This window comes from Geomicrobium sp. JCM 19038 (assembly GCF_000698125.1).
Classification (GTDB): domain Bacteria; phylum Bacillota; class Bacilli; order Bacillales; family Marinococcaceae; genus Geomicrobium_A.
This window is the reverse complement of the sequence record NZ_BAXA01000025.1, coordinates 18,015-39,893: the sequence shown is the minus strand read 5'-3', so window position 1 is coordinate 39,893 and position 21,879 is coordinate 18,015. Positions and strand designations below refer to the sequence as shown.

Sequence of the window (21,879 nt, the reverse complement as noted above, 5' to 3'; positions counted from 1 at the left end):
ATGATGGTGGTGGCCTCCGTGGTGATGGCCTTGACCTCCATGATGGTGGTGGCCTCCGTGGTGATGGCCTTGGCCTCCATGATGGTGGTGGCCTCCGTGGTGATGGCCTTGACCTCCATGATGGTGGTGGCCTCCGTGGTGATGGCCTTGACCTCCATGATGGTGGTGGCCTCCGTGGTGATGGCCTTGGCCTCCATGTTGAATATACGCAGCGGCTACTCCCTCTCCATCCGCTACATTTTCAGGGACTAATAAATAGACGTGTTCATCATCGACACTCTCTAAAAACCCTTGGAAGGTCTTCTCATCAAACATCTGAACGTGCACGTTCTGCCCAACGTGTTGCACACAATGATCGTATTTTTGTTTCATAGAATCCATTATAATCGCCTACCTCCTTCTACCCACTACGCTATTCACAAATGAAAGATTGGTGAGTAAAAAACAAAAATCCTCGCCTTCAAGCACCACATTCTGCTCTGGTGTTGAAGACAAGGACTTCTCATCTATTGTTCAGTAGCGACATCACTACTTGCCTCATTACGCTTATCACGCATTTGAATGACATACGTTTGGATGATCATAAACAAACTTCCTGTTGCCCAGTAAAGAGATAGTGCAGACGGTAAAGCGATCCCGATAAACACGATCATGACCGGCATAATATATTGCATAATCTTCATTTGAGCAGCCATCTCTTGCGGCAATTGTCTCGTGCTCAGTTGCATTTGCAAATACATGAGTACCCCGGCTAGTGCAGGCATAATGTAATACGGATCTGGTGCTCCTAAATCCATCCATAGAAAACTGTGTGTAGCAATTTCTTCCGTTCGAATGATAGCGAAGTAAAACGCCATTAAAATCGGCATTTGAATGAGGATCGGAAGACACCCCATTAACGGGTTAATGCCACTTTTTTGATAGAGCTGAATCATTTCTTGCTGCATTTTCGCTTGATCTTCTTGCTTTTTTGGATCGTACTTTTCACGAAGCTTATCCAATTCAGGTCTTAGTTTTTGCATAGCCTTACTGCTTTTTTGTTGCTTCAAAAACAACGGCAAAATCGCCAACCTTATAACGACCGTCATAAGCATAATTGCAAGTCCATAACTGCCGTTAAACAGCTCTGCAGCTTGGATGATTAACCACGAAAGCGGAAATACGAAAAAGTGATCCCATATGCCTTCACTTTCAGAAGTAATTGGTGCTTGGTCCATTCCACAAGCGGCTAATACTATTAGAGCTATAACGAGTAACGTTATCATTTGTAATCGTCGTTTCATTTCATTTCCTCCTTCGTTTTTACAACACGTTAACGAGTATGAAGGAAAGAAACTTCATCATCATCGGATGAATGATCCGCAAGCGACGGTACTTTGCGCTTAATGATGCTAAATGTCCGTCTAGGGTTGAGACTATGAGCTTCTATATCTTTACTTTGATAACACCGTTGGTGAACATGCCGTTCATCCCATACGTATGCAAACTCGATAAATAATCGAATCTGCAAACCGAGTAGCGCAATTTGTGAAAGCAACAACATAAACGTAAACCACTCAGTATCTGATATCATTTCAATCATAGTCTCACCCCTCTCTTGTCAGTTGCTATGCAATTATACCAAAGTCTTCTATGAAAACCTAATTGTCCTTTTCTCGATTTGTTACAATTAATGCACGTTTAATCATCTCGATTAAACGTCCTTGGGAATACAAAAGCACGCCTCCGCGATAGACCCTCGTTGCAATGACCATTAAAATTGCAATCGATATGAAAAGAAGAACAAACGAAAGAATCATTTCAAATGAGGACGCTTCTCCCATTCCAACCCGCAAAAACATAATCATTGGCGTAAAAAATGGAATATACGACGTTACCGTAGTAATTGTTGCCGATGGGTTGCCTAAACTAAACATTGAAATGAGTAACGCTAGAATAACGAGCATATTCATTGGTCCTACTGCAAGACCTACATCTTCAATTCGCGTCACTAACGAGCCGAGCATTGCAGCAAGTGTCGCGTATAAAAAGTAACCGAGTACAAAATAAACAAACGCTAACATAAATAGCTCTAACGAGAAGCTCGCTTCTTGAATCATTTCTTGTTCAGCTTGTCCGACATTACCACTAACTTGCGGAAGCGAACCATCCATCCCTATCCCAAAAGTAACAAGCGCCACGAGAAAGATAATGCTGTATTGGGTAAGACCGACAAGCCCAACCCCAAGAATCTTGCCAAACATTTGCTGTGCGGGTGACGTGCTCGTAATTAACAGCTCCATGACTCGTGAACTCTTCTCTGTCGCCACTTCTGAAGCAATCATGTTGCCAAGGAATAACACTGTAAAATAAATGACGAACAATAGAATATAAACGAAAAAGCGTGCCTGGTCGAGTTCCGCTTCGGAACGGGCGTTATCATCACTTGCTTCTAATGAGAAAGTGATGGGCTGAGCAATGTTATCGATCACATCTTCAGAAATCCCCGACTGCTCAATCCGTTTCTCTTCTGCAATTGACTGGATTTCCGATTCAAGAACTCTCGGCAAATACGATTGGTTGATTGACGGGGCTTCGTAATGAGCAACTGGGTGATCCACTGTCCCTTCAATAAAAAGCATAGCATCATAACGATCATACACTTCTTCATCGCTTACTCTAGACGAATCGTATTGCTCAAAATGAATGGTCTCGTCACGTTGATCAAAGACATGCTCTAATTCTCCGAAGACCTCTTCTGTCTCATCAACAACAGCAACCGAATAGACGCTCGTTTCAGGATCATCGTCAAAAAAGTCGAGGATCGCTTCGATATTCAAAATGATCGACATAAACAAAATCATAAAAAATGACGTGAAGAAAAACGTTTTAGAAACGACTTTCGTATAGAATGTGTGCCAAAGTACGAGACCGATATTACGCATGTGCGGAACCTGCCTTATCAATAAAGATATCATGAAGCGTTGGTTCCTCAACCGCAAATAGTTGAACGTTTCCTTTGTTATGTAACGCTTCAAAGACGGCATTCACTATTGCCTCGGTTTGAACGACAACTCGAGTTTCATGAGCTTCTTCTTGTACATCGATCACACCGTTAAGCGTCAGTAAATAACCTAAAGAAAAATCGGCCTTAATGCGAATCGTCCGACTCCGATAAGCCGCTTTTATTTGTTGAAGAGAACCATATGCCACTTGTTGTCCATTATTCAAAATGCTCAAATTCTCACAAAGAGATTCTACGTGATCCATTCTATGACTTGAAAAAACAATCGTCGTCCCCTGATCTCTTAAATCAAAGACTGCCTTTTTTAACACATTAATGTTAATCGGATCTAACCACTAAAAGGTTCATCCAAAATAAGTAGTTCTGGTTTATGCATAACACTCGCAATAAATTGGATCTTCTGCTGATTTCCTTTTGATAATTGTTCCATTCGTTTATTTTCATATTGCAATGCTTCAAATTGACGTAACCACTTCGTGACTTCATCTTTGACTTCTCGCTTTGTCATGCCTTTAAGACGACCAAGATAAATCAGTTGTTGCATCACATTTAACTTTGGATAGAGCCCTCGCTCTTCAGGTAAATAACCAATCGTTCGACTCGTTAGTTTGACTGGCGTTACATTGCCCCACGTAATGGTCCCTTGATTTGCTTTTAACAGTCCGAGCATTAAACGGAATGTCGTTGTCTTCCCAGCACCATTCCTACCGAGCAAACCAAACATTTCACCGCGGTTCACTTCAAATGAAAGATTTTCTACAGCGACCTTAGAACCGTACTTTTTTGTAACACCTTTTATCATCAATGACATATCCATGTCACCCTCTTTCTTCGTCGCCTTGTACTATAGCAACTTCATTACTTAAGAACAAGCTCTACAAAACGTTTTGATTTATGGTATAATTCTAACAAATTAACTGGAGGTAGATGCAACATGAGCTACGCATTAACCGTTTTTGACAAAAAAGGCGAGCTACTTCTAAATGAGTCATTCACATTCCCAAATGATCAAGAAGCGATTGACCACGGGAAGAAACTCCTTGAAGAAAAGTCTTATTCCACGACAACTCATCGTCTAGTACGAGCGGGAAAGTTGTTACTTTTCTATCGCTAACAGACGAACGAAAGGCTTAACGAATAATTGCATTCGTTAAGCCTTTCTTGTGGTTTAAAGGAGACTGACTTTCATCTGTTTTCTAAATACTTCTTTAATCATATAAGCGAGTCCGTTTTGATCTACAGAGCGAGTTAACCAATTACTAGCGGATACAACCGATGGTGGTGAGCCGCCCATTGCGACTCCTATGCCAACAGAATTTAATAATTGTTCGTCCCCGACTTTACACCCTGTTGCAACGATCTCTTCTGGTCTTATCCTAATTCGTGACCTAAGAATAGAAGAGATTCTGCTTTTGTTGCTTGTTTCGTACTAATGTAAATCGTCTGATCAAGTCGCAAATCTAAAATTCTCACATCAGGAATCCGTTCATGTAAATGTTTCACTGCAATCGCCTTTAATTCTTCCGTCTCAAAATGAACGCGGAAGCGAATTGGTTCGATTCGATGTAAATCAATGTGTTCACTTAAATGATCAACGACTGATTGTGAAAATAGTGATTCGCTAAGGCTTACTGTCATTTTACCTAAGAAATTTTGTGGTTGTTGCTGACGGTTTGTAAGTTCAAACTTTTCATGTTCAACAACGATTTGGCACGAAAAATGTTCCAATTCCATCGCAACATCTCTCGCCATTTCTACAGGGAACCTCGCTGCATGAAGAGGTTTATCTGCTTTTCCAGCAATTAACCCGCCACCATAGGAGATCAACTCATGATTAATCTTCAAATGCTTAGCAATTTTCTCTAGCTGCTGGTGTGAACGATTGGAACATAATGTCACATATACACCTTTGTCTTGGACGAATTCAATGGCTTCCTTCGTCGTTCTAGACATGCGCCCATTTTCTTTTAATATGCTTCCATCAACAGAAAGTGCTAACATCCGATAGTTCATAACTTTTGTCCACTCCTTCTTATACACCGTCCTATTGCTAAAAAATATGTACGAAACAAACAGAATAGAACATGTCTTAGTAGGAACTTAAAACGACCTTTATACATCTAACCTTTACTTCCACTATAGCTCGCCAACAAAAAAACCGGGACACGAGCGTGATTGCTTCGTTTCCCGGTTTGCATATTACTGCTCTGGAGCTCCGTAAAGACGCTCAAGTGGTTGTGTAATCAGTTGGTTTACTTCACCGATCACTTGGCTCATTTTTTGCTCTTGCTCCATTAATTTTGAAATCGTTTCATGTTGTTGAACCAATTCAAATTGTTTTTGAGCTTGCATAATTTCTTCTTCTGAAGGTTGTTCACCTTGCATTTGCTTTTCTTGAAGTGTTAATTGAATTTCACGGAAGTTCGTAAGCATGCGGCTTGCAACCTCATCACTTTCAACTTCTTTGTGTAGACGCTCAAGTTCCTTAAATTCATCACTTTCAGCAATTGCATTCGCAAGTTGTTGCGCTGTATCTTGTAAATTAGACATTTTGCATCCTCCTATCATTTGCCACGTAACTGGCACACTCACACGAGGATAACATTGTTCAACTCAATTGACAAAGAAAAACTCACATTAAATGAGCATAACGAGCACAATTCCTTGGACGAGCCCAATAACCGCTCCAAGAACACCACCTAAATACTTGATCATCCGAAACTCTCTTCGTGATATATCAAGAACAATTGCTTCTAATCGTTCCACTGAAAAAGCGTTCACTTGTTCTGCGACGACCTCTTCTAAATTTAAGAACTCAAGCATTGAAGGTAGTTTTCGTTGAAGTACGGAGCTCGATTTCGACACACTTGCCGTAACAATTCGTTCAATCCATTGTGGATTAATAAAGGTATTCCATTCATTAACAGGGCGATGGATTAGCTTATCAAATGGCAAACGTTCTAACGTATACGTAATCAACGTATTCTGAATGCCTTTAGCATCTTCATGATCTAACCAGTCATGAAGGGGCTTGTTTGTCTGTTCCGTTAACTCTGACTGCATCTTCGTAGTCACCCACTGGCGTATATCACTAGAGTCATTGCACGAACGACTTCTGGGTAAAGCCTTTCAATAATACGGTCTGGCTTTACAAAAGAACCGAGCATTTGTACAAACGAGCCTTGTCGCTCAAGAAACTGACGTACAACTCGTAAAAACTGCGCTCTTCCTTCATCAGAATTCAAGTAACTTTCTAGTCGCTCAAACGCCCATTCTGTAACGACTGGAACTTTCTCATGCGCTCCTTTTGTTACTTCCTCTGGCAACAATTCAGCGAGCGTTAGATGACGATTCTGTTCTAACCAGTCGTTCACCCGTTCATGAACAATCGTTTCTAACTTTGTATAGACCCACTCTTCTAGCTCTATAGAAGAATCATACTCTTGCACGAGTGTTGCAATTGAACGCTCTTCGGTTTGCAACCATTTGTGTATGCTATCTTTTGCCCAGTTTGACACTTCTTGTTGGAAGGCAGGGTTTGTAAATTTATGCTCTAACCCGTCCGCAGTTAATAGATGGTTCATGACGACTTTTCCTAAATGTTCAGCAATTTCTTTTTGGCGTTTTGGAATGAGACCTGGTGTTAACGGGACCTTTTTCTTTCCTATGTACAATGTTTTGTATGGACGAAACAACATAGAAATCGCAATAATATTCGTAACGAGCCCGATGATCCCAGCGAGAGTCATGGAGAACAAAATAATTATGACGCCATTCATTAGCACTGTCTCCTATCTAAAACATCTTCATTTCTATTCGCTAGTCATGATACCATAAAACATGTAGAAACGTGACATGAGGAGGATACGATGTTCCAACATTTTCAATACGAGACTGTAAAAAACAATTGGATCTCTAAAGAATGGAAATTTTCCTTTTTTTATAAAGGAGTTTTTTATGAGGGTATGTATCATGGAGATGGGCAAATTAAATGGAAACGTACGCCCGATGTAGACCTTGAAAAGATTGAAGCGCACATTCACGACTTAATGCTCTATCACGAATTCGAAGAACATCAACCGCCACAATAACAAAATGAAAAGGCAGCGTACGCTGCCTTTTCTAGCCATCTTTATTTAATTAGATGTTCATTAGTGCGTTACTTTTGGTAACCACCCATTTGTTGCTCAGCCATTTGAACTAAGCGTTTTGTGATTTCCCCTCCAACTGAACCGTTAGAGCGTGCTGTTGAGTCTGGTCCTAGTTGGACACCGAACTCAGAAGCGATTTCGTATTTCATTTGGTCTAGAGCTTGTTGTACACCAGGTACTACAAGTTGGTTTGAGCTTCTGTTATCTGCCATGTGTTTCACCTCCCTCTCTGTGTACCTATATTGTGGCTCGATTTGAAATCTCTATCCGTGTTTTTTAATTGTTAAGTTCATCCAATTACTTAAACGTAAAAAAACCCTTGAATCACAAGGGTTTTAGACTGGAGTAACACTCCGCTTTTTATTAGGCTGATTAACCGTTTTATTTTCGTATTGCTTAAAGCGGTGAATAAGCTCATTTCGAAGCTCATTTGGCTTGATAATTTCATCAATGATCATCTCTGAGGCTAGGCGATAAACATCGATATCTTCTTGGTATTCTTTTCGCTTCTCTTGAACAAAAGCTTGGCGCTCTTCCTCTGGAAGCTCTGCGATTTTGTTCGCATATACTGCGTTCACAGCAGCTTCTGGACCCATAACTGCAATTTGTGCCTCAGGGAATGCTAACGTACAATCTGGCTCAAATGCAGGACCTGACATTGCATAAAGACCTGCGCCGTATGCTTTTCGAACGATCACTGAAATTCTCGGGACGGTTGCACTACTCATCGCACTTAGCATCTTCGCTCCGTGACGAATGATTCCTGCTCGTTCCACGTGCGTACCGATCATAAATCCAGGTACGTCCGCAAGGAATAAGAGCGGAATGTTGTACGCATCGCAAATCGTCATAAACCTCGCTGCTTTGTCAGCTGAATCGTGAAACAACACACCACCTTTAATTTTCGGTTGGTTTGCTACGACTCCGATGACTCGACCTTCGATCGTGATAAAAGCTGTAAGTAATTCCGGTGCAAAACGTTCCTTCACTTCAAACAAGCTATCTTCATCTGCAATGCGCTTGATCATGACGCGCATATCAAACGGCGCGTTTTGGTTATTCGGGAGTAAAGATTGTACATCTTGTTCTGAAGGCAACGTGTAGTCAATCGTTGCTGGCTTTTCGTGACAGTTTTTTGGCATATAGCGCATATACTGACGAGCTGCGATAATGGCTTCATCTTCGTCTTGAGCCAAGTAATCACCACACCCCGACACGGAGCAATGCATTTTCGCTCCGCCCATTTCTTCTAGACTAACCTTCTCACCAATAACCATTTCCGCCATCCGTGGAGACCCCAAATACATCGAAGCGTTTTGGTCGACCATAATGACGAAATCGCAAAACGCCGGTATGTACGCACCTCCAGCAGCAGACGGTCCGAACAACAAACAGATTTGTGGAATTTGTCCTGAAAGTCGAATCTGATTATGAAAAATTCGACCTGCACCACGTCTTCCAGGAAACATGTCGATTTGGTCGGTAATTCTAGCTCCTGCCGAGTCTACAAGATACAACATTGGTGTATTTAACCGCTCTGCTGTTTCTTGAATACGAATGATCTTCTCAACAGTTCGAGCACCCCAAGACCCTGCTTTGACTGTAGAATCATTGGCCATAAAACAGACACTCTCACCGTGAATTGTGCCCATTCCAGTCACAACCCCATCAGCAGGTAATCCTTCGGCCATGTTGTTTGCAAATTTCCCATCTTCAAATGTAATTGAACCATCATCGAGCAAATCAGCCAGACGATCTCTTACAAATTTCTTTCCTTTAGCGCTGTTGCTTTCATGATATTTCGCAGCTCCACCTTCTTCAATCGTCTGTTGAATAGCGAGGTGATCTTTTTTAGTGTTAACCATGTCTCGTTCACTACTTTCCTATATAGGATGGCGTTCGTTTTTCCTTAAAGGCAAGTAATCCTTCTTTGCGATCAGCAGTTGGAATCGTCTTCTCATAACTCGCTCGTTCAATTGCAAGCCCTGTTTCTAAATCATTTAAGAGCCCTAAATCAATTGCTTGCTTTGCCATCTTTGTGGCAAGAGGACCGTTGTTAGCAATGGTAAATGCAAGCTCTTTTGCCGTTTGAACGACGTCTTGAAGAGGCACACATTCTTCGAAGATGCCTATATCAAACGCTTCTTGACCGCTAATACGTGCAGCAGAAAAAATTAATTGCTTCGCTTTTCCGGGTCCGATTAATTTCGCAAGTCGCTGTGTTCCACCTGCTCCAGGAATAATGGCTAGGGATGTTTCAGGCAGTCCGTACGTCCCTTCTATCGCTCCGACGCGAATGTCAGTAGCAAGAGCCAGTTCTAATCCACCACCAAGTGCACTACCATTCACAGCTGCAATGGTAGGTTGCGGAATCGTTGACACAAGGTGAACGACAGATTGGATGTTGTGGACTGCTGCCACAACTTCTTTCTCAGTCATCGATGAACGTTCTTTTAGATCCGCTCCTGCAGAAAGATCTTATTGCCTACTGCAGTAAACACAACGACTTTTACTTCTTCATTAAATTTAATTGATTCGATTTCACTCTTTAATTCATCTAAAAGTGCCTTTGACAAACTGTTTGCTTGTTTTTTGCGGTTAAGTTGGACGTAACAAATGCCAAATTCGTCAATTTCTACTGTAATGTTTGTCACCTGCAACAGCCCCTTTACTCGATTTCAAATAATACGTCGCCTTCATTTACAAATTCGCCTTCGTTCTTTTGAACTTGTTTAACGACCCCTGCTGATTCAGCTTCAATTGGAATTTCCATCTTCATGGATTCCAAAATTGCAACTTCTTCACCTGCTTCTACCGTGTCACCTACGTTCTTTAACACTTTCCACAGATTACCTGCCATCGTTGATGTGATTGTTGCCATGTGACCATCTCCTTATTGTAGTATCGTCTCTTTATGCTTTTGAACAAAGTTTGTATTCATGTTTTCATTTATAAAGTCAGGTTGGTCGAGCACACGACGTAAAAATGGAATGTTCGTTTTGATCCCTTCTATGCTCGTGTTTAAGAGCGTTTGCTTCATTTTCTCAATCGCTTTTTGTCGATCAAGATCGTGAACGATGACTTTAGCGATCATCGGGTCATAAAAAGGGGTTACTTCTGTTCCAGATTCAATCGAGTGATCGACACGCACGTCTCTAGGAAACAAAACGTTCGATAGCGTCCCAGGTGATGGAAAAAACGTCACGGGATCTTCTGCATACACTCGGCATTCAATGCTATGTCCTGTGAACGTGACCTCCTCTTGACGTACTGATAATTCTTTCCCGCTCGCAACGTTTATTTGCTCTTTTACGAGGTCTATACCTGTAATGGCCTCAGTAACCGGGTGTTCTACTTGTAGCCTCGTGTTCATTTCTAAAAAGTAAAATTGTCCTTCTTCATAGAGAAACTCTAACGTACCCGCATTAACATACTGTAATGACTTTACAGCTTTTAAAGCTGCTTGCCTCATCGCTTCACGAACATCGTCGCATAATGATGGAGCGGGTGCTTCTTCAATTACTTTTTGATGGCGTCTTTGGATAGAGCAATCTCGTTCTCCAAGGTGAATGGCGTCACCTAATGAATCAGCAATTACTTGAATTTCAATGTGTCTTGGATTAAGTAAAGCCTTCTCCAAGTAAAGGTTTCCTGAACCAAAATAGTTCTTCGCACGACGCTGATTGCTGCTATATGCTTTTCGCAATTGATCATCGTTTGTGACGAGTTCCATGCCTATTCCCCCACCACCTGCTGCTGCCTTAACCATGAGGGGGTATCCAATCGTTGCAGCAATTTCAACCGCTTCATCTGCAGAAGCAACGTTATGATTACCTGGAAGAACAGGAACTCCGGCTGCTTCCATCTTCTCTCGTGCAGAAATTTTGTCACCCATCGCTTCGATCGTTTCAGGCTTAGGACCGACAAAGACAAGATCATTCTCTTTGCACAATCTAGAAAATTCGGCATTTTCCGACAAGAAACCATAGCCAGGATGGATTGCCTCTGCCCTGATTCCTTGGCTACTTCAATGATTTTTTGATCGTTCAAATAGCTATCCTTTGCTGCTGAACCACCAATGTGATAAGCTTCATCCGCAATTTTGACATGTAAGCTCGTTGCGTCTGCATCCGAATAAACCGCAACGGATATAATACCCATTTCTTTACACGTACGAATAATTCTACACGCAATCTCGCCTCGGTTTGCGATTAGAACTTTCTTAAACATGGTTATCACTCCTCTACATTGGACATCCAATTTCACGACTAATTACCATTCGTTGGATCTCAGAAGTACCTTCACCAATTTCCATAAGCTTCGTATCTCTCAACATACGCTCTACCTCGAATTCACGCATATACCCCGAACCTCCGTGAATTTGGATCGCGTCATTACATACTTTCGTTGCCATTTCTGATGCGTACAATTTCGCAAATGCAGCTTCTTTTTTAAATGGCTTCTTCTCATCTTTTAGCCAAGCAGCTTTGTGAACCATCGTTCTTGCTAATTCAATTTGCATAGCCATGTCAGCTAACTTAAATTGAATGGATTGAAACTTGCCGATCTGTTCACCAAATTGCTTACGCTCTTTTGAATAGTTCAGTGCACGTTCATAAGCAGCTTGTGCAATTCCAACGGCAAGTGCACCGATTGAAATTCTTCCACCATCTAACGTTTCCAAAAACTGATGGAAGCCTTTTTCAGAGTCACCTAAAAGATTCTCTTCAGGAATCATCACGTCTTCTAACACTAATTCAGTCGTATTCGAACCTCGTACTCCCATCTTTTCATAAGGCTCGAAATTGTAAATCCTTTCTGATTAGTCGGAACAATAAATGCAGAGATGATATTTTTACCGTTTGTTTTCTTCCCGGACACAGCGGTTATAATGACAGCTTTTGCATACTCCGCATTCGTAATCCAGCATTTTTCACCGTTAATCACATAATGATCGCCTTGTTTTTTTGCTGTCGTTTTTGTCCCACCTGCATCAGAACCTGCATTAGGTTCTGTCAATCCAAACGAACCTAATGATTCGCCTTTGCAAATCGGAACTAGAAATTCTTCTTTTTGTTTTTCATTGCCGAAATTCAGTAATGGGCTTGCACCGAGCGAAACAGATGCTGCATAGCTAAGCCCTGTTCCACCACAACCTTTACCGATTTCTTCTACCGCAAGTGCGTACGACAGTGTATCTGCACCTGCTCCACCGTACTTTTCAGGAATTGGCAAACCAGAAATGCCAAGCTCAGCCATGCGATCAAAGTTTTCCTTTGGAAACCGTGAAGTTTGATCGACTTCAATCGCTTTTGGTGCCACTTCTGCTTTTACAAAATCTCGAACTGTGTCTCGGATCATCCGTTGTTCTTTCGATAATGCAAAATTCAATACAATCCCTCGCTTTATTTAGAATTTGCCGACTGAGCAAGCGCTCAATCGGTTCAGATCAGTAAGCGCTTACAGTAACCATACTATACTGTTAATTAACCGTCTAGTATTAGTTCACTTATGACAAACGAGCCTAATTAGTAATGATGTGGGTTTCTTTCCCTACATTCGCATTCCCTATGATTGATTCTCATATGGTATAGTAGAGCTTAATAATTGTACGTTAAGGGAGGACTGAACTCATTGGTATTCCCCATTATTTTAGGTAGTTTGATTGGAATAACATTGCTAGGATGGCTCGTTGGTTATTCGGTATTGTTAAAGTTTGTAAAACGGATTGAAAAACGTTGGTCACAGCTCTCTAGACTTCTTCATCGCTATGAGCGCATCGTACATAAAGTCGTACACAAAGTTCAAGACAGTAAACGACAGCATGACTTGCTTCTCTCATTAGCGTCGATTAATGACCCATCGTTAACTCGTCATGAGCGGCTCCATTGGTTTAATCATATCAATGCTCTAGTAAAAGAAATCCAAGAACACGAGGCACCAACTTTTTTTAACATTCAAGAAGAACGCATTGAGCTTGAACAATTAGTTACGTATATTTCCTATGAAGTGCAAGCGTATGAACACGAACTACAGCTTTACAACAAAGGAATTTCAACGGCTCCAACGAAATTTGTAGCACGAATTCACCAGTTCGAAAACACGTACGGTGACGCTTCAGATGATTGTAAGCAAACAGTAACTTCGAATTAAATTATTACAATTTTATTAAGTGTTATGGAATAAATTCATGTAATATGCTATATTTACGCCGACAGGGTCTTCATTGATCGAATCAATGATTCGATTCAACCCTGCTTACTTTGCATTACCTTCTTGATGCGTGTATTTTGATCTTGGCGACCTACGTTGTAGGTCGTCCTTTTTTACGAAACATTGACATTTTTTGTAATAAAAGGAGTAAATCCCTGACAAGCGCTTTGTTTATCTAGCAAATGGTTTGCCTTAGATTGTCATCAATAAAAAAGCCGACAGAAAAGACCTTAGAATTTCACTACGCCTCTCAACAATTGTAGTATCATTCAGAACGCGTCTGTCGACTTGTTTAATGATTACTTATTGCATCATTTCGTTTTTCGATGAATTCTACGGCCATCGTACGTAAATACAGTTATTTTCCCAGCACAAACCGTTTCTAAATGAACCGGCCTTCCCCATAAGTGATACATGTACGGAATCGTTTTCTCGAGTTCTTTCACATCAAGCTCAATCCCCTCAAACTGATGCGTAACGTAAAGTTCCCCCGCGCGTAAATAATTCCCATCTGTCACTGTTAAATAAGGAAAACCACCATTGACCCTTGAAGCAACTAACTCATCACGAACGTGTTCCCACGATTTATCGGTAATTTCGTATTGATTGCCTTTTTTTCCGAATAGGTAAAGGTCTTCTCGCTCCACTAAATCTTTCGTCAAATAATTTCTAAGAAACGATGCATCCGACTCTAATTCTCTCACTTCAAAGATTTTTGCACGGCCACTTCCTTGCTTAATTCCCAATTGTTTCAGTTCGTCGTTCGGATTATCGTACCTTTCCTCAATATCTTCAAAAATCTTTAAACCTAAATAATACGGGTTAATTGTCGTTTTAGATGGTACAACAACACTTGCGTTTAACTTCGCGAATTCAATCGTCTCTGCAAATGATAAGTCCACTTCTCTCATAATTCTCGCATGCCAAAACGAAGCCCAGCCTTCGTTCATAATTTTCGTTTCCATTTGTGGCCAAAAGTAAAGCATCTCTTCTCGCATCATCGTTAAAATATCTCGCTGCCAATCTTCAAGCTCTGTACTATGTTCTTCTATAAACAAAAGTAAATCTTTTTCAGGTTTCTCTGGAAACTTCTTCTTCACTTTTTTCACAGGCTCTTTCGTTTCAGTTTCCCACAAATCTTCGTACGGTTCGGATTTCTTTTGCATCGGTTTTAAGACTTTCTCTCTCTCTTCACCTTTTGGTAAACGATAAGGATCGACATGTTCTTGAAATGGCAAGAACCGCATCAAGAAATGTCTCAACTTCTTCTTTGCCATGAATTTGCTCATAATGAAAAATTCGCTCAGCGGTCGCGCTCATGCTCTCGACCATATCTTTTCTCGTGTTTACAAATCGACAATTGTTCTTAAAGAAATCGCAATGTGCAAGAACGTGAGCAACGATTAACTCATTTTGAATCAACGAATTATTATTTAACAAAAATGCATAACAAGGATTTGAATTAATCACTAGTTCATAAATCTTGCTTAATCCTAAATCATATTGAACTTTCATTTTATGGAACTGCTTACCGAAACTCCAATGACTAAATCGAGTAGGCATCCCATAAGCACCAAACGTATAAATTATATCGGCCGGGCAAATTTCATATCTCATCGGATAAAAATCTATCCGAACCCTTCAGCAATCTCTGTGATCTCTGCAATTTTGAATTGAAGTTCACGGTGTTCTTGTACGATCATCCATCTTCCCCCTTAAACTTCTGCTACTTCTATTTATATGTTTTAACTTGGTGTAAATGAATCAACATGTTTTAACATTTCAATATGTAGGTATAAGTCTGTATAGAGGAGGGGTTTTCCCATGCGTTACCATATTGTTGTTCATGGCGCTGTGCAAGGCGTAGGTTTTAGACAATTCACATTACAAACCGCAAAAAAACACCATCTTAGCGGTTGGGTTCGAAACCGTTCGGATGGTGCTGTAGAAATGAACGTACAAGGCGATCATTCAAGTATGGATTCCTTTCTAGAAGAGATTAGAAAAGGAAATGATTTATCAAACGTAGAAGATTTCATTACGACGAAAAAAGAAAATGAAAACGATGATTCAACGTTTAAGATTGTATATTAGCAGACTTCTTAATTAGAAGATGTCCACGCGCTTCTAATTGTTCAACAGCTTCAAGCACCGGAAGTTTTGGGAGGTGAAAGGTGTCTTGTAGGACGGCTTTCATCTCTTCTAATGATTTTATTGATCTCTCTGTTTTACTTCCACCGCCTCGCATCGTCAATACAGTATTTTTCAAAGATAGCATACGTTGCTTGTACTCACACCATTTGTCGATGCGAATGCAGCTCATATAAGGACCATTTTCCAAAAACGATTGTTGGATCGGTTGCATTAAATCCTCTAACGTATAACGCTGATCACTACGGAATGCCCACTTTTTACTAACTTGCCTGCCTCCAATCGTTCGAACATACGTGAACGTATGTGGCTCTTCACCTTTTCGCAGGTGTACTTTCTCCCCAGCGAAAATCGGTGTTTGTCGCTCAATCCCAAGCGGTAACGGAGCCAGAATCGGCGCCGTTGTACCCACATCTACGTACCACACCTTCTGTGAATCAGCTAACCCTACTAACAGCGCTAAATGCTCGTTACCAGGACGAATATACGACACCACATACCCGAGCTCCCTCAAGAGCCTGGCAAATTGAATGTTCAACGTATAGCACGTCCCACCCATATCATAGTTTTTACGCCGATCTAAAAACTCTTCAACTGTAATGATTTGTTTTTTTTTATACTGATCAATTAAGAGCTTACTGACGTTTTCAAATGGAAAAACGAGTCGATGGCGCTTCATTAATTTTTTTAGAAACGGAAGTGACGGCTGCTTTTGCTCAACGTTCAACAACCTTAAATACTCCAAAACCCACATTTTATTCACCACCTATAACACAAACAGCTTTACAGTCGATTCGTTAGTTCGTTCATTACGTTTTCGGAAACGTCAGCGAGTCTTTCATGAGCACCTTCACTCGTTTCACTGCGAACACCAAAATAAACTTTCAGTTTCGGTTCCGTGCCCGAAGGCCGTACACAAATCCACGTATCATCAGTAAGGAAATACTTAATAACATTTGATTTAGGCAAATCCAGTGCTACTTTGGAATTCGTCGTCACTTCTACTCTTTCCTGCAACTGATAGTCTTCAATTGTCTTAACGGCAATTCCGTTAATAGCTTCAAACGGCTCTTTTCTTAACGATTGAATCAATTGTTCGATTTGCTTTGCGCCACGCTCGCCTTTTAGTTCCATGCTATTCGTTTGCTCTTTAAAATAACCGAACTGATCATAAATATGGTGCAGTTGATCCAATAACGTTTCGCCATTCGCTTTAGCTAACAATGCAGCTTCACAGATAATCATACCCGCTTGAATGGCATCTTTATCACGAACGAAAGAGCCTAATAAATAACCGTAAGATTCCTCATAACCGAACAAAAACTCACGATTATCGCTAGAAAACTCTTCAATTTTCTCAGCAATAAATTTAAAACCCGTTAATGTATCAATACAATTTGCACCAAAGTGTTCTGCGATGACACGACCTGATTCCGATGTAACAATCGTTTTTAAAACGTGATCGTTGTTCGTTACGCCAACACCCTCTGATTTTTTTTGAAGCATTTGATGCAATAACAGTAGTCCTGTTTCATTTCCGTTTAATAAACGATATCCTGCAGCCGAATTCTCATCAGGAACCGCTACTCCGATTCGGTCTGCGTCTGGGTCAGTGGCAATTAAGACGTCTGCTCCCATTTCATTGCCTTTTTTCATCGCCAATGAAAATGCCGCTGGATCTTCTGGATTCGGCAATTTCACCGTTGAAAACTGTGGGTCAGGATGCTCTTGTTCTGAAACGAGTGTCACATTAGTAAACCCATTTTCAATAAGCGCTCGTCGTAAAGGCTTTCTCGCTGTTCCGTGTAATGGACTAAAAACGATCGATAGATCTGCTCCGTGAGCCTTTACTTGTTCCTGATCTTGTACGATAGAGGTTAGCGCTTCTTGATACGCATTATCCACATCCTCAGGTACAAACGTAAACTGATGATTGTTTACTGCTTCCGTATAATCCGCAACAGCAATCGCTAATTCATCTTCTACGGCATTTACATAGCTAATGAGTTCATCTGATTGCGTTAAAGGTAGTTGTGCACCTTGCTCGTTATATACTTTCACCCCATTGTATTCAGGGGGGTTGTGGCTTGCAGTAATCATAATACCTGCCACTGCTTTGGTGTGACGAACGGCAAATGACAACATCGGTGTCGGCTTTAACTCTTTAAATACAAGAGCTTTATAGCCATTTTCAATTAACGTAAGAGCACATTGATTAGCAAACTCTTGTGATTGGTGCCTAGAATCATAAGCAATGACGACTTTACCGCCATGTTGATTATTATTCGTTAAGTAATGGGCAAGTCCTAATGCTGCCTTTCGTACGGTATAGATGTTCAACCGGTTTGGTCCAACACCTAATTCGCCCCTCATTCCCCCAGTACCAAATGCAAGGTTTCTATAAAAGCAATCACGTAAGACTACCTCATCGCCATTTTGCAATGATTCAAGGTCTTGACGTAGCGCTTCATCTTGAACGTTTTCTTTCCAATGATCAATACGTTGTTGTATCATGAATCCTCCCCCTTGGGCTAACCAAATATCATGCTAGCGCAATCACTAATTGTATTATACCATCTCATAAGGTAGGTTCGTACTAGTAGGCGTTCTTTGGTAAAATTGGATTAAGGAAGGTGTGATTTTGATGGCAACTGAACGAGCCATTTTTGCAGGTGGTTGTTTTTGGTGTATGGTGCAACCATTTGAAGAACAAGCAGGCATTCAAGCTGTAACCTCAGGTTATATAGGTGGAGAGATTTCAGACCCTACATATGAGCAAGTGAAACGAGGGACGAGCGGACACTACGAAGCCGTAGAAATTCTCTATGATCCGACCCTTTATAAGTACACTCAACTATTGGATTTATTTTGGCCACAAATTGATCCAACCGACTAACGGGCAGTTTCACGATCGCGGCAGTCAATACCGTACCGCAATATTCTACGTGAATGCTGAACAAAAAGAACTTGCAACGAAGTCAAAAATTGAACTCGAATCAAGTGGTCGTTTTAAGCAACCGATCGTCACAGAAATTAAGCCAGCAACGACTTTTTATCCGGCAGAAGCCGAGCATCAGCAGTTTTATAAAACGAATCCTGCTTACTACAAAACAGACCGCAAAGCGTCCGGTCGAGATGAGTTCATCCGTCATCACTGGGAATAAAACGAACTTAGTGACGGCTTTTGTAAACTTCTTTATTGTCAGCTAAGGTACTCGCAGCCCACTTATGAGTAAGTTTAATTCCCAATCTTTTAACTAAAAAAAGATCGGCACATGAAATACGCCGATCTTTTGAGTGTTTATACGTTTTTTGCGTGACTCTCTTCATTACTGAAAAACCACTGCAATGCATTAAAAACATGTTTCTTTTCTTTTAATATGAAGTGCCTGAACCTTGGATCTTTAATATTTTGGTAGACGTTCATTAGCGTACTGTGACGACTATATGCGTTTACTTCGCCATAACCAAACATGTTCGACTTATCCATAATCTGCTCAATCAGTTTGAGGCATTTTTTGTTATCCGATGTTAAGTTGTCGCCATCTGAGAAGTGGAATGGGTAAATATTGTACACTTTCGGATCGTAATGATCTTCTATACGCTGTAAGCAAAGTTCATAAGCGGATGAACAAATCGTTCCCCCACTCTCACCTTTCGTAAAAAAGTGTTCTTCATCAACGACTTTTGCTTCTGTGTGGTGCGCAATGAACTCAATCTCTACACTTTCATATTTCGTACGTAAAAAGCGTGTCATCCAAAAGAAAAAGCTTCTCGCCATATACTTTTCCCATTTCCCCATTGAACCAGACGTATCAAGCATCGCAATGATAATCGCTTTTGATTCGTGTCTAATCTCTTCATTCCACGTTTTAAATCGTAAATCATCTCGATAGATCGGATTGATTCCAGGTCTTCCTTCCATGGCGTTTCGTTTTAATGCGGTTAAAATTGTCCGTCGTTTGTCGATATTTCCAATCAGACCTTTTTTACGAACGTCGTTAAAGATAATGTCTTCTACGACGAGATCCTCATCATCTTTCTTTTGTAGATTCGGTAACTCTAAATGTTGGAACAGTGCTTCTTCTAATTCGGCAATTGAGATTTCTGCTTCATAATAATCTTCACCCGCTGTATCCCCAGGTTTGTTTCCTTTACCAGGACCGTTTGCTTTATCTTTACCGGGTGCTCTTGCAACGACATCCCCAACCTGACTATCGCCATCCCCTTGCCCTACATGTTGCTTCTTATCATCGTTGTAACGAATTTTGTATTCATCTAAGGAACGAATTGGTACGTGAACGACATCACGCCCATTGGACATCACAATGCTTTCATCTGTAATTAAATCTGGCAAATTTTGATGTATGGCATCTTTTACTTTTTCTTCATGACGTCTTTGATCGAGATAGCCTTTGCGATGGAGGGACCAATTCTCTTCTGATATGACAAAGGGTGGCAGTTGCTTTTCATCCATCTAAAAACCCTCCTAAAGAACAAACAGCTCTCCCCAAGAAACCGAATGTTCAATAATTTTAATCGTCATCGTATTTCGGACACGTCGTACTACTCCCATCGTATGCAGCAGAAAACAAGAATTGTCATTTGATTTGCAAAAGAGTCGTCCAGATTTCAAGCAAACAAAAAAGCCTCTCAGTGATGAGAAGCAGCAGAGTGACAATTGAATAAGCCATTGTAACGACTAACTAATAATCGAAAAGTCGCTTACTGGCCAATAGCGGATGTTCGCTTTTCCTACGATGCTATCGTATTCTACATAACCGATCTGTCTGCTATCAAGACTATTTCTACGATTATCGCCTAATACGAACAAGTGACCGTCTGGAACGATCTGACTTTCAAGATCTAAATCTTCTAATGTAAAATTTCTCGTAAATGGACCTCCTGTTGTCTCTGCTATTGACGGTTGTAAGTAATCTTCGAGTAACGGTTCATCGTTTACATAGAGCACGTCATCAATGTAGGCGATTGAATCTCCAGGTAAGCCAATTACTCGTTTAATGTAATCACTTTCATCGGTAGCATGAAAAACGATTAAGTCAAAACGCTCAGGTTCTGAAATGTGGTAGCCAATCTTATTTATGATTAGGCGCTCTCCACTTTCAATCGTCGGCATCATTGATTCACCGTGTACCATGTAGTTTGCAAAGAAAAACGTCCTTACGATTACGACGATGCAAATGACGATAATAAATGTTTTTACCCAATCCCAAATTTCTTTTGATAAACTTGTCAATGCCGTAACCCCCAAACTGAATATGTTGCGTTTCATTTGAATTGCTCTACGACTTTTTACATATTTTTTTTATGTTTTACTTGCTTTTTACGTTATTTTTGTGAAAAATACGTATAGGTATGTAACTTCATCGTACAAGAACTCGTCTATTACTAGGACTCGGAACGAGCAGAGGTGACTTTATGAGTTTTATTTCAACAATCCTTGTGAGTATCATAATGATTGTTTCCCCGTTCCTTTATCATACCACACATTCTTTGGAACCAACTGAAGACGCACCACCGACCATTCAGCTAAACAGAGATGGAGAATATGTTGAATTAGTATGGGGACCACATCCGAATACAGGATATCGAATTGAAATTGTTGATAGCTATGAACAAGATGGTGAGTGGCAAATCATTTACTCATTAACAACACCTGAACGAAATGAACCTGGATTACTTGAAACCACTGCATTTCCAAGAACAACGACAATGGTACCGAGTGAATATCAAGACATTCAATTAATTGAAGAGCGCGATAGCAGTTTTTATCATCATTTCCCTCTTCTTACGGTTTCCGAAACACATTCTTTTGAGTTGCAGTTTAGTGAGCCATTTGATGAAGAAACAATTAGCAATGAGTCCTTATTCGTTACAGATCACGAAGGTAACGTCATTCACAACTTTATTTTCATTTACACGCCGACGCAAATCCAAGTAAGACCCCCTTCAGACGGTTACAATCATGGTGGTCTTTATTATCTGTACGTCAATGATTCAATCGAGAATCAAAGTGATCAGTCACTTTCTAAAAGCTATAAACAGCCGTTTTACATTGACGAAGATGTTGAGATGCGTGATATGCCACCATCTACATGGTTAGAGTACCAAGAAATGGAATTTGATGGTGAACAACCAATTGAAGCTGAGGATGATTCTGATCATCTATTTAGCATTCACCTCAGTGAGAACGAAGATGGCTCCTATATCATTTTGCACAACGACGAACAATCGTCCAGTGAGTCATTATTGCCTCCTGTAAGCATTCCATCTTCATTTCTACCGCTACATCCAACGCTTCCATTTCCACATCAATACGGCTTAACAAAATCGTAAAAT

21 protein-coding genes and 6 pseudogenes are annotated in these 21,879 nt (G+C 40.7%); 6 read left to right on the top strand and 21 right to left on the bottom strand.

Annotated elements, in window-relative coordinates:
- The 6 genes from JCM19038_RS19725 to JCM19038_RS25240 form a co-directional block, all read right to left on the bottom strand.
- Positions 1 to 381: hypothetical protein (locus tag JCM19038_RS19725; RefSeq protein ID WP_042421139.1), on the bottom strand; the 381-nt coding region annotated here is incomplete at its 3' end.
- A 125-nt stretch (positions 382 to 506) separates the two neighbouring features.
- Positions 507 to 1,283 (bottom strand): membrane protein insertase YidC, encoded by a 777-nt coding sequence (gene yidC / locus JCM19038_RS19720; protein WP_042421136.1) that lies wholly within the window; start codon positions 1,281 to 1,283, stop codon positions 507 to 509.
- 29 nt (positions 1,284 to 1,312) lie between these two features.
- Entirely contained in the window at positions 1,313 to 1,582 is a 270-nt protein-coding gene (locus tag JCM19038_RS19715) for a hypothetical protein (protein ID WP_042421133.1), read from the bottom strand.
- A 58-nt stretch (positions 1,583 to 1,640) separates the two neighbouring features.
- Entirely contained in the window at positions 1,641 to 2,924 is a 1,284-nt protein-coding gene (locus JCM19038_RS19710) for an ABC transporter permease (RefSeq protein ID WP_042421131.1), read from the bottom strand.
- The gene (locus JCM19038_RS25245) at positions 2,917 to 3,210 is read right to left on the bottom strand and encodes a DUF4162 domain-containing protein (RefSeq protein WP_307190076.1); all 294 of its coding nucleotides are present in this window, start codon (positions 3,208 to 3,210) and stop codon (positions 2,917 to 2,919) included. Before JCM19038_RS25245 ends, JCM19038_RS19710 begins: the two co-directional genes overlap by 8 nt.
- Positions 3,211 to 3,332: 122 nt before the next feature.
- A complete protein-coding gene (locus JCM19038_RS25240; RefSeq protein ID WP_307190075.1) occupies positions 3,333 to 3,815 on the bottom strand; it encodes an ABC transporter ATP-binding protein in 483 nt (160 codons plus the stop codon).
- Positions 3,816 to 3,938: 123 nt separating this feature from the next.
- Between JCM19038_RS25240 and JCM19038_RS19700 the strand changes: the two genes are divergently transcribed.
- Positions 3,939 to 4,118: a YhzD family protein gene (locus JCM19038_RS19700; protein ID WP_042421129.1), complete on the top strand. Its 180-nt coding sequence runs from the start codon at positions 3,939 to 3,941 to the stop codon at positions 4,116 to 4,118.
- Between the two features lie 54 nt (positions 4,119 to 4,172).
- On the opposite strand, the pseudogene JCM19038_RS19695 reads toward JCM19038_RS19700, so the two are convergent.
- The 4 genes and pseudogenes from JCM19038_RS19695 to JCM19038_RS24665 form a co-directional block, all read right to left on the bottom strand.
- Positions 4,173 to 4,957 (bottom strand): annotated as a pseudogene (locus tag JCM19038_RS19695) (HAD hydrolase family protein).
- Positions 4,958 to 5,203: 246 nt separating this feature from the next.
- Positions 5,204 to 5,554 (bottom strand): YlbF family regulator, encoded by a 351-nt coding sequence (locus JCM19038_RS19690; RefSeq protein WP_042421127.1) that lies wholly within the window; start codon positions 5,552 to 5,554, stop codon positions 5,204 to 5,206.
- An 87-nt stretch (positions 5,555 to 5,641) separates the two neighbouring features.
- Entirely contained in the window at positions 5,642 to 6,067 is a 426-nt protein-coding gene (locus JCM19038_RS24670) for a DUF445 domain-containing protein (RefSeq protein WP_042421124.1), read from the bottom strand.
- A gap of 8 nt (positions 6,068 to 6,075) precedes the next feature.
- Positions 6,076 to 6,783, bottom strand: coding sequence for a DUF445 family protein (locus JCM19038_RS24665; RefSeq protein ID WP_042421121.1), 708 nt, complete (start codon positions 6,781 to 6,783; stop codon positions 6,076 to 6,078).
- A gap of 90 nt (positions 6,784 to 6,873) precedes the next feature.
- Here JCM19038_RS24665 and JCM19038_RS19675 point away from each other — a divergent pair, with 90 nt between their 5' ends.
- A complete protein-coding gene (locus JCM19038_RS19675; protein WP_042421119.1) occupies positions 6,874 to 7,095 on the top strand; it encodes a DUF5342 family protein in 222 nt (73 codons plus the stop codon).
- A gap of 68 nt (positions 7,096 to 7,163) precedes the next feature.
- Here the strand turns inward: JCM19038_RS19675 and JCM19038_RS19670 are convergent, their stop codons facing one another.
- The 6 genes and pseudogenes from JCM19038_RS19670 to JCM19038_RS19645 form a co-directional block, all read right to left on the bottom strand.
- Positions 7,164 to 7,367, bottom strand: a complete 204-nt coding sequence (locus tag JCM19038_RS19670; RefSeq protein WP_042361208.1) for an alpha/beta-type small acid-soluble spore protein — start codon at positions 7,365 to 7,367, stop codon at positions 7,164 to 7,166.
- 123 nt (positions 7,368 to 7,490) lie between these two features.
- A complete protein-coding gene (locus tag JCM19038_RS19665) occupies positions 7,491 to 9,020 on the bottom strand; it encodes an acyl-CoA carboxylase subunit beta (RefSeq protein ID WP_042421117.1) in 1,530 nt (509 codons plus the stop codon).
- Between the two features lie 10 nt (positions 9,021 to 9,030).
- Positions 9,031 to 9,809, bottom strand: a pseudogene (locus JCM19038_RS19660) (enoyl-CoA hydratase-related protein).
- Positions 9,810 to 9,823: 14 nt separating this feature from the next.
- A complete protein-coding gene (locus JCM19038_RS19655; protein WP_042421114.1) occupies positions 9,824 to 10,036 on the bottom strand; it encodes an acetyl-CoA carboxylase biotin carboxyl carrier protein subunit in 213 nt (70 codons plus the stop codon).
- A gap of 12 nt (positions 10,037 to 10,048) precedes the next feature.
- Positions 10,049 to 11,385, bottom strand: a pseudogene (locus tag JCM19038_RS19650) (acetyl/propionyl/methylcrotonyl-CoA carboxylase subunit alpha).
- Positions 11,386 to 11,398: 13 nt separating this feature from the next.
- Positions 11,399 to 12,546 (bottom strand): annotated as a pseudogene (locus JCM19038_RS19645) (acyl-CoA dehydrogenase family protein).
- Positions 12,547 to 12,789: 243 nt separating this feature from the next.
- On the opposite strand from JCM19038_RS19645, the gene JCM19038_RS19640 reads away from it, so the two are divergent.
- A complete protein-coding gene (locus JCM19038_RS19640) occupies positions 12,790 to 13,308 on the top strand; it encodes a hypothetical protein (protein ID WP_042421112.1) in 519 nt (172 codons plus the stop codon).
- Positions 13,309 to 13,679: 371 nt separating this feature from the next.
- Here JCM19038_RS19640 and JCM19038_RS19635 read toward each other — a convergent pair.
- Positions 13,680 to 15,071, bottom strand: a pseudogene (locus JCM19038_RS19635) (SpoVR family protein).
- A gap of 121 nt (positions 15,072 to 15,192) precedes the next feature.
- On the opposite strand from JCM19038_RS19635, the gene JCM19038_RS19630 reads away from it, so the two are divergent.
- Positions 15,193 to 15,462 carry an acylphosphatase gene (locus tag JCM19038_RS19630; RefSeq protein ID WP_042421109.1) on the top strand — a complete coding sequence of 90 codons (270 nt, stop codon included), beginning with the start codon at positions 15,193 to 15,195 and terminating at the stop codon, positions 15,460 to 15,462.
- Here the strand turns inward: JCM19038_RS19630 and JCM19038_RS19625 are convergent.
- The gene (locus JCM19038_RS19625) at positions 15,446 to 16,273 is read right to left on the bottom strand and encodes an arylamine N-acetyltransferase (protein WP_042421107.1); all 828 of its coding nucleotides are present in this window, start codon (positions 16,271 to 16,273) and stop codon (positions 15,446 to 15,448) included. The genes JCM19038_RS19630 and JCM19038_RS19625 overlap by 17 nt on opposite strands.
- 29 nt (positions 16,274 to 16,302) lie before the next feature.
- A complete protein-coding gene (locus tag JCM19038_RS19620; protein ID WP_042421104.1) occupies positions 16,303 to 18,033 on the bottom strand; it encodes a phospho-sugar mutase in 1,731 nt (576 codons plus the stop codon).
- Positions 18,034 to 18,163: 130 nt separating this feature from the next.
- Between JCM19038_RS19620 and msrA the strand changes: the two are divergent.
- Positions 18,164 to 18,683 (top strand): annotated as a pseudogene (gene msrA, locus JCM19038_RS19615) (peptide-methionine (S)-S-oxide reductase MsrA).
- Positions 18,684 to 18,820: 137 nt separating this feature from the next.
- Here the strand turns inward: msrA and yhbH are convergent.
- Both yhbH and lepB read right to left on the bottom strand, forming a co-directional pair.
- Positions 18,821 to 19,996 (bottom strand): sporulation protein YhbH, encoded by a 1,176-nt coding sequence (gene yhbH / locus JCM19038_RS19610; RefSeq protein WP_042421101.1) that lies wholly within the window; start codon positions 19,994 to 19,996, stop codon positions 18,821 to 18,823.
- Positions 19,997 to 20,221: 225 nt separating this feature from the next.
- Positions 20,222 to 20,776: a signal peptidase I gene (gene lepB / locus JCM19038_RS19605; protein ID WP_238554500.1), complete on the bottom strand. Its 555-nt coding sequence runs from the start codon at positions 20,774 to 20,776 to the stop codon at positions 20,222 to 20,224.
- Between the two features lie 182 nt (positions 20,777 to 20,958).
- Between lepB and JCM19038_RS19600 the strand changes: the two genes are divergently transcribed.
- Positions 20,959 to 21,876, top strand: coding sequence for a protease complex subunit PrcB family protein (locus JCM19038_RS19600; protein ID WP_042421096.1), 918 nt, complete (start codon positions 20,959 to 20,961; stop codon positions 21,874 to 21,876).
- Positions 21,877 to 21,879 lie beyond the last annotated feature (3 nt).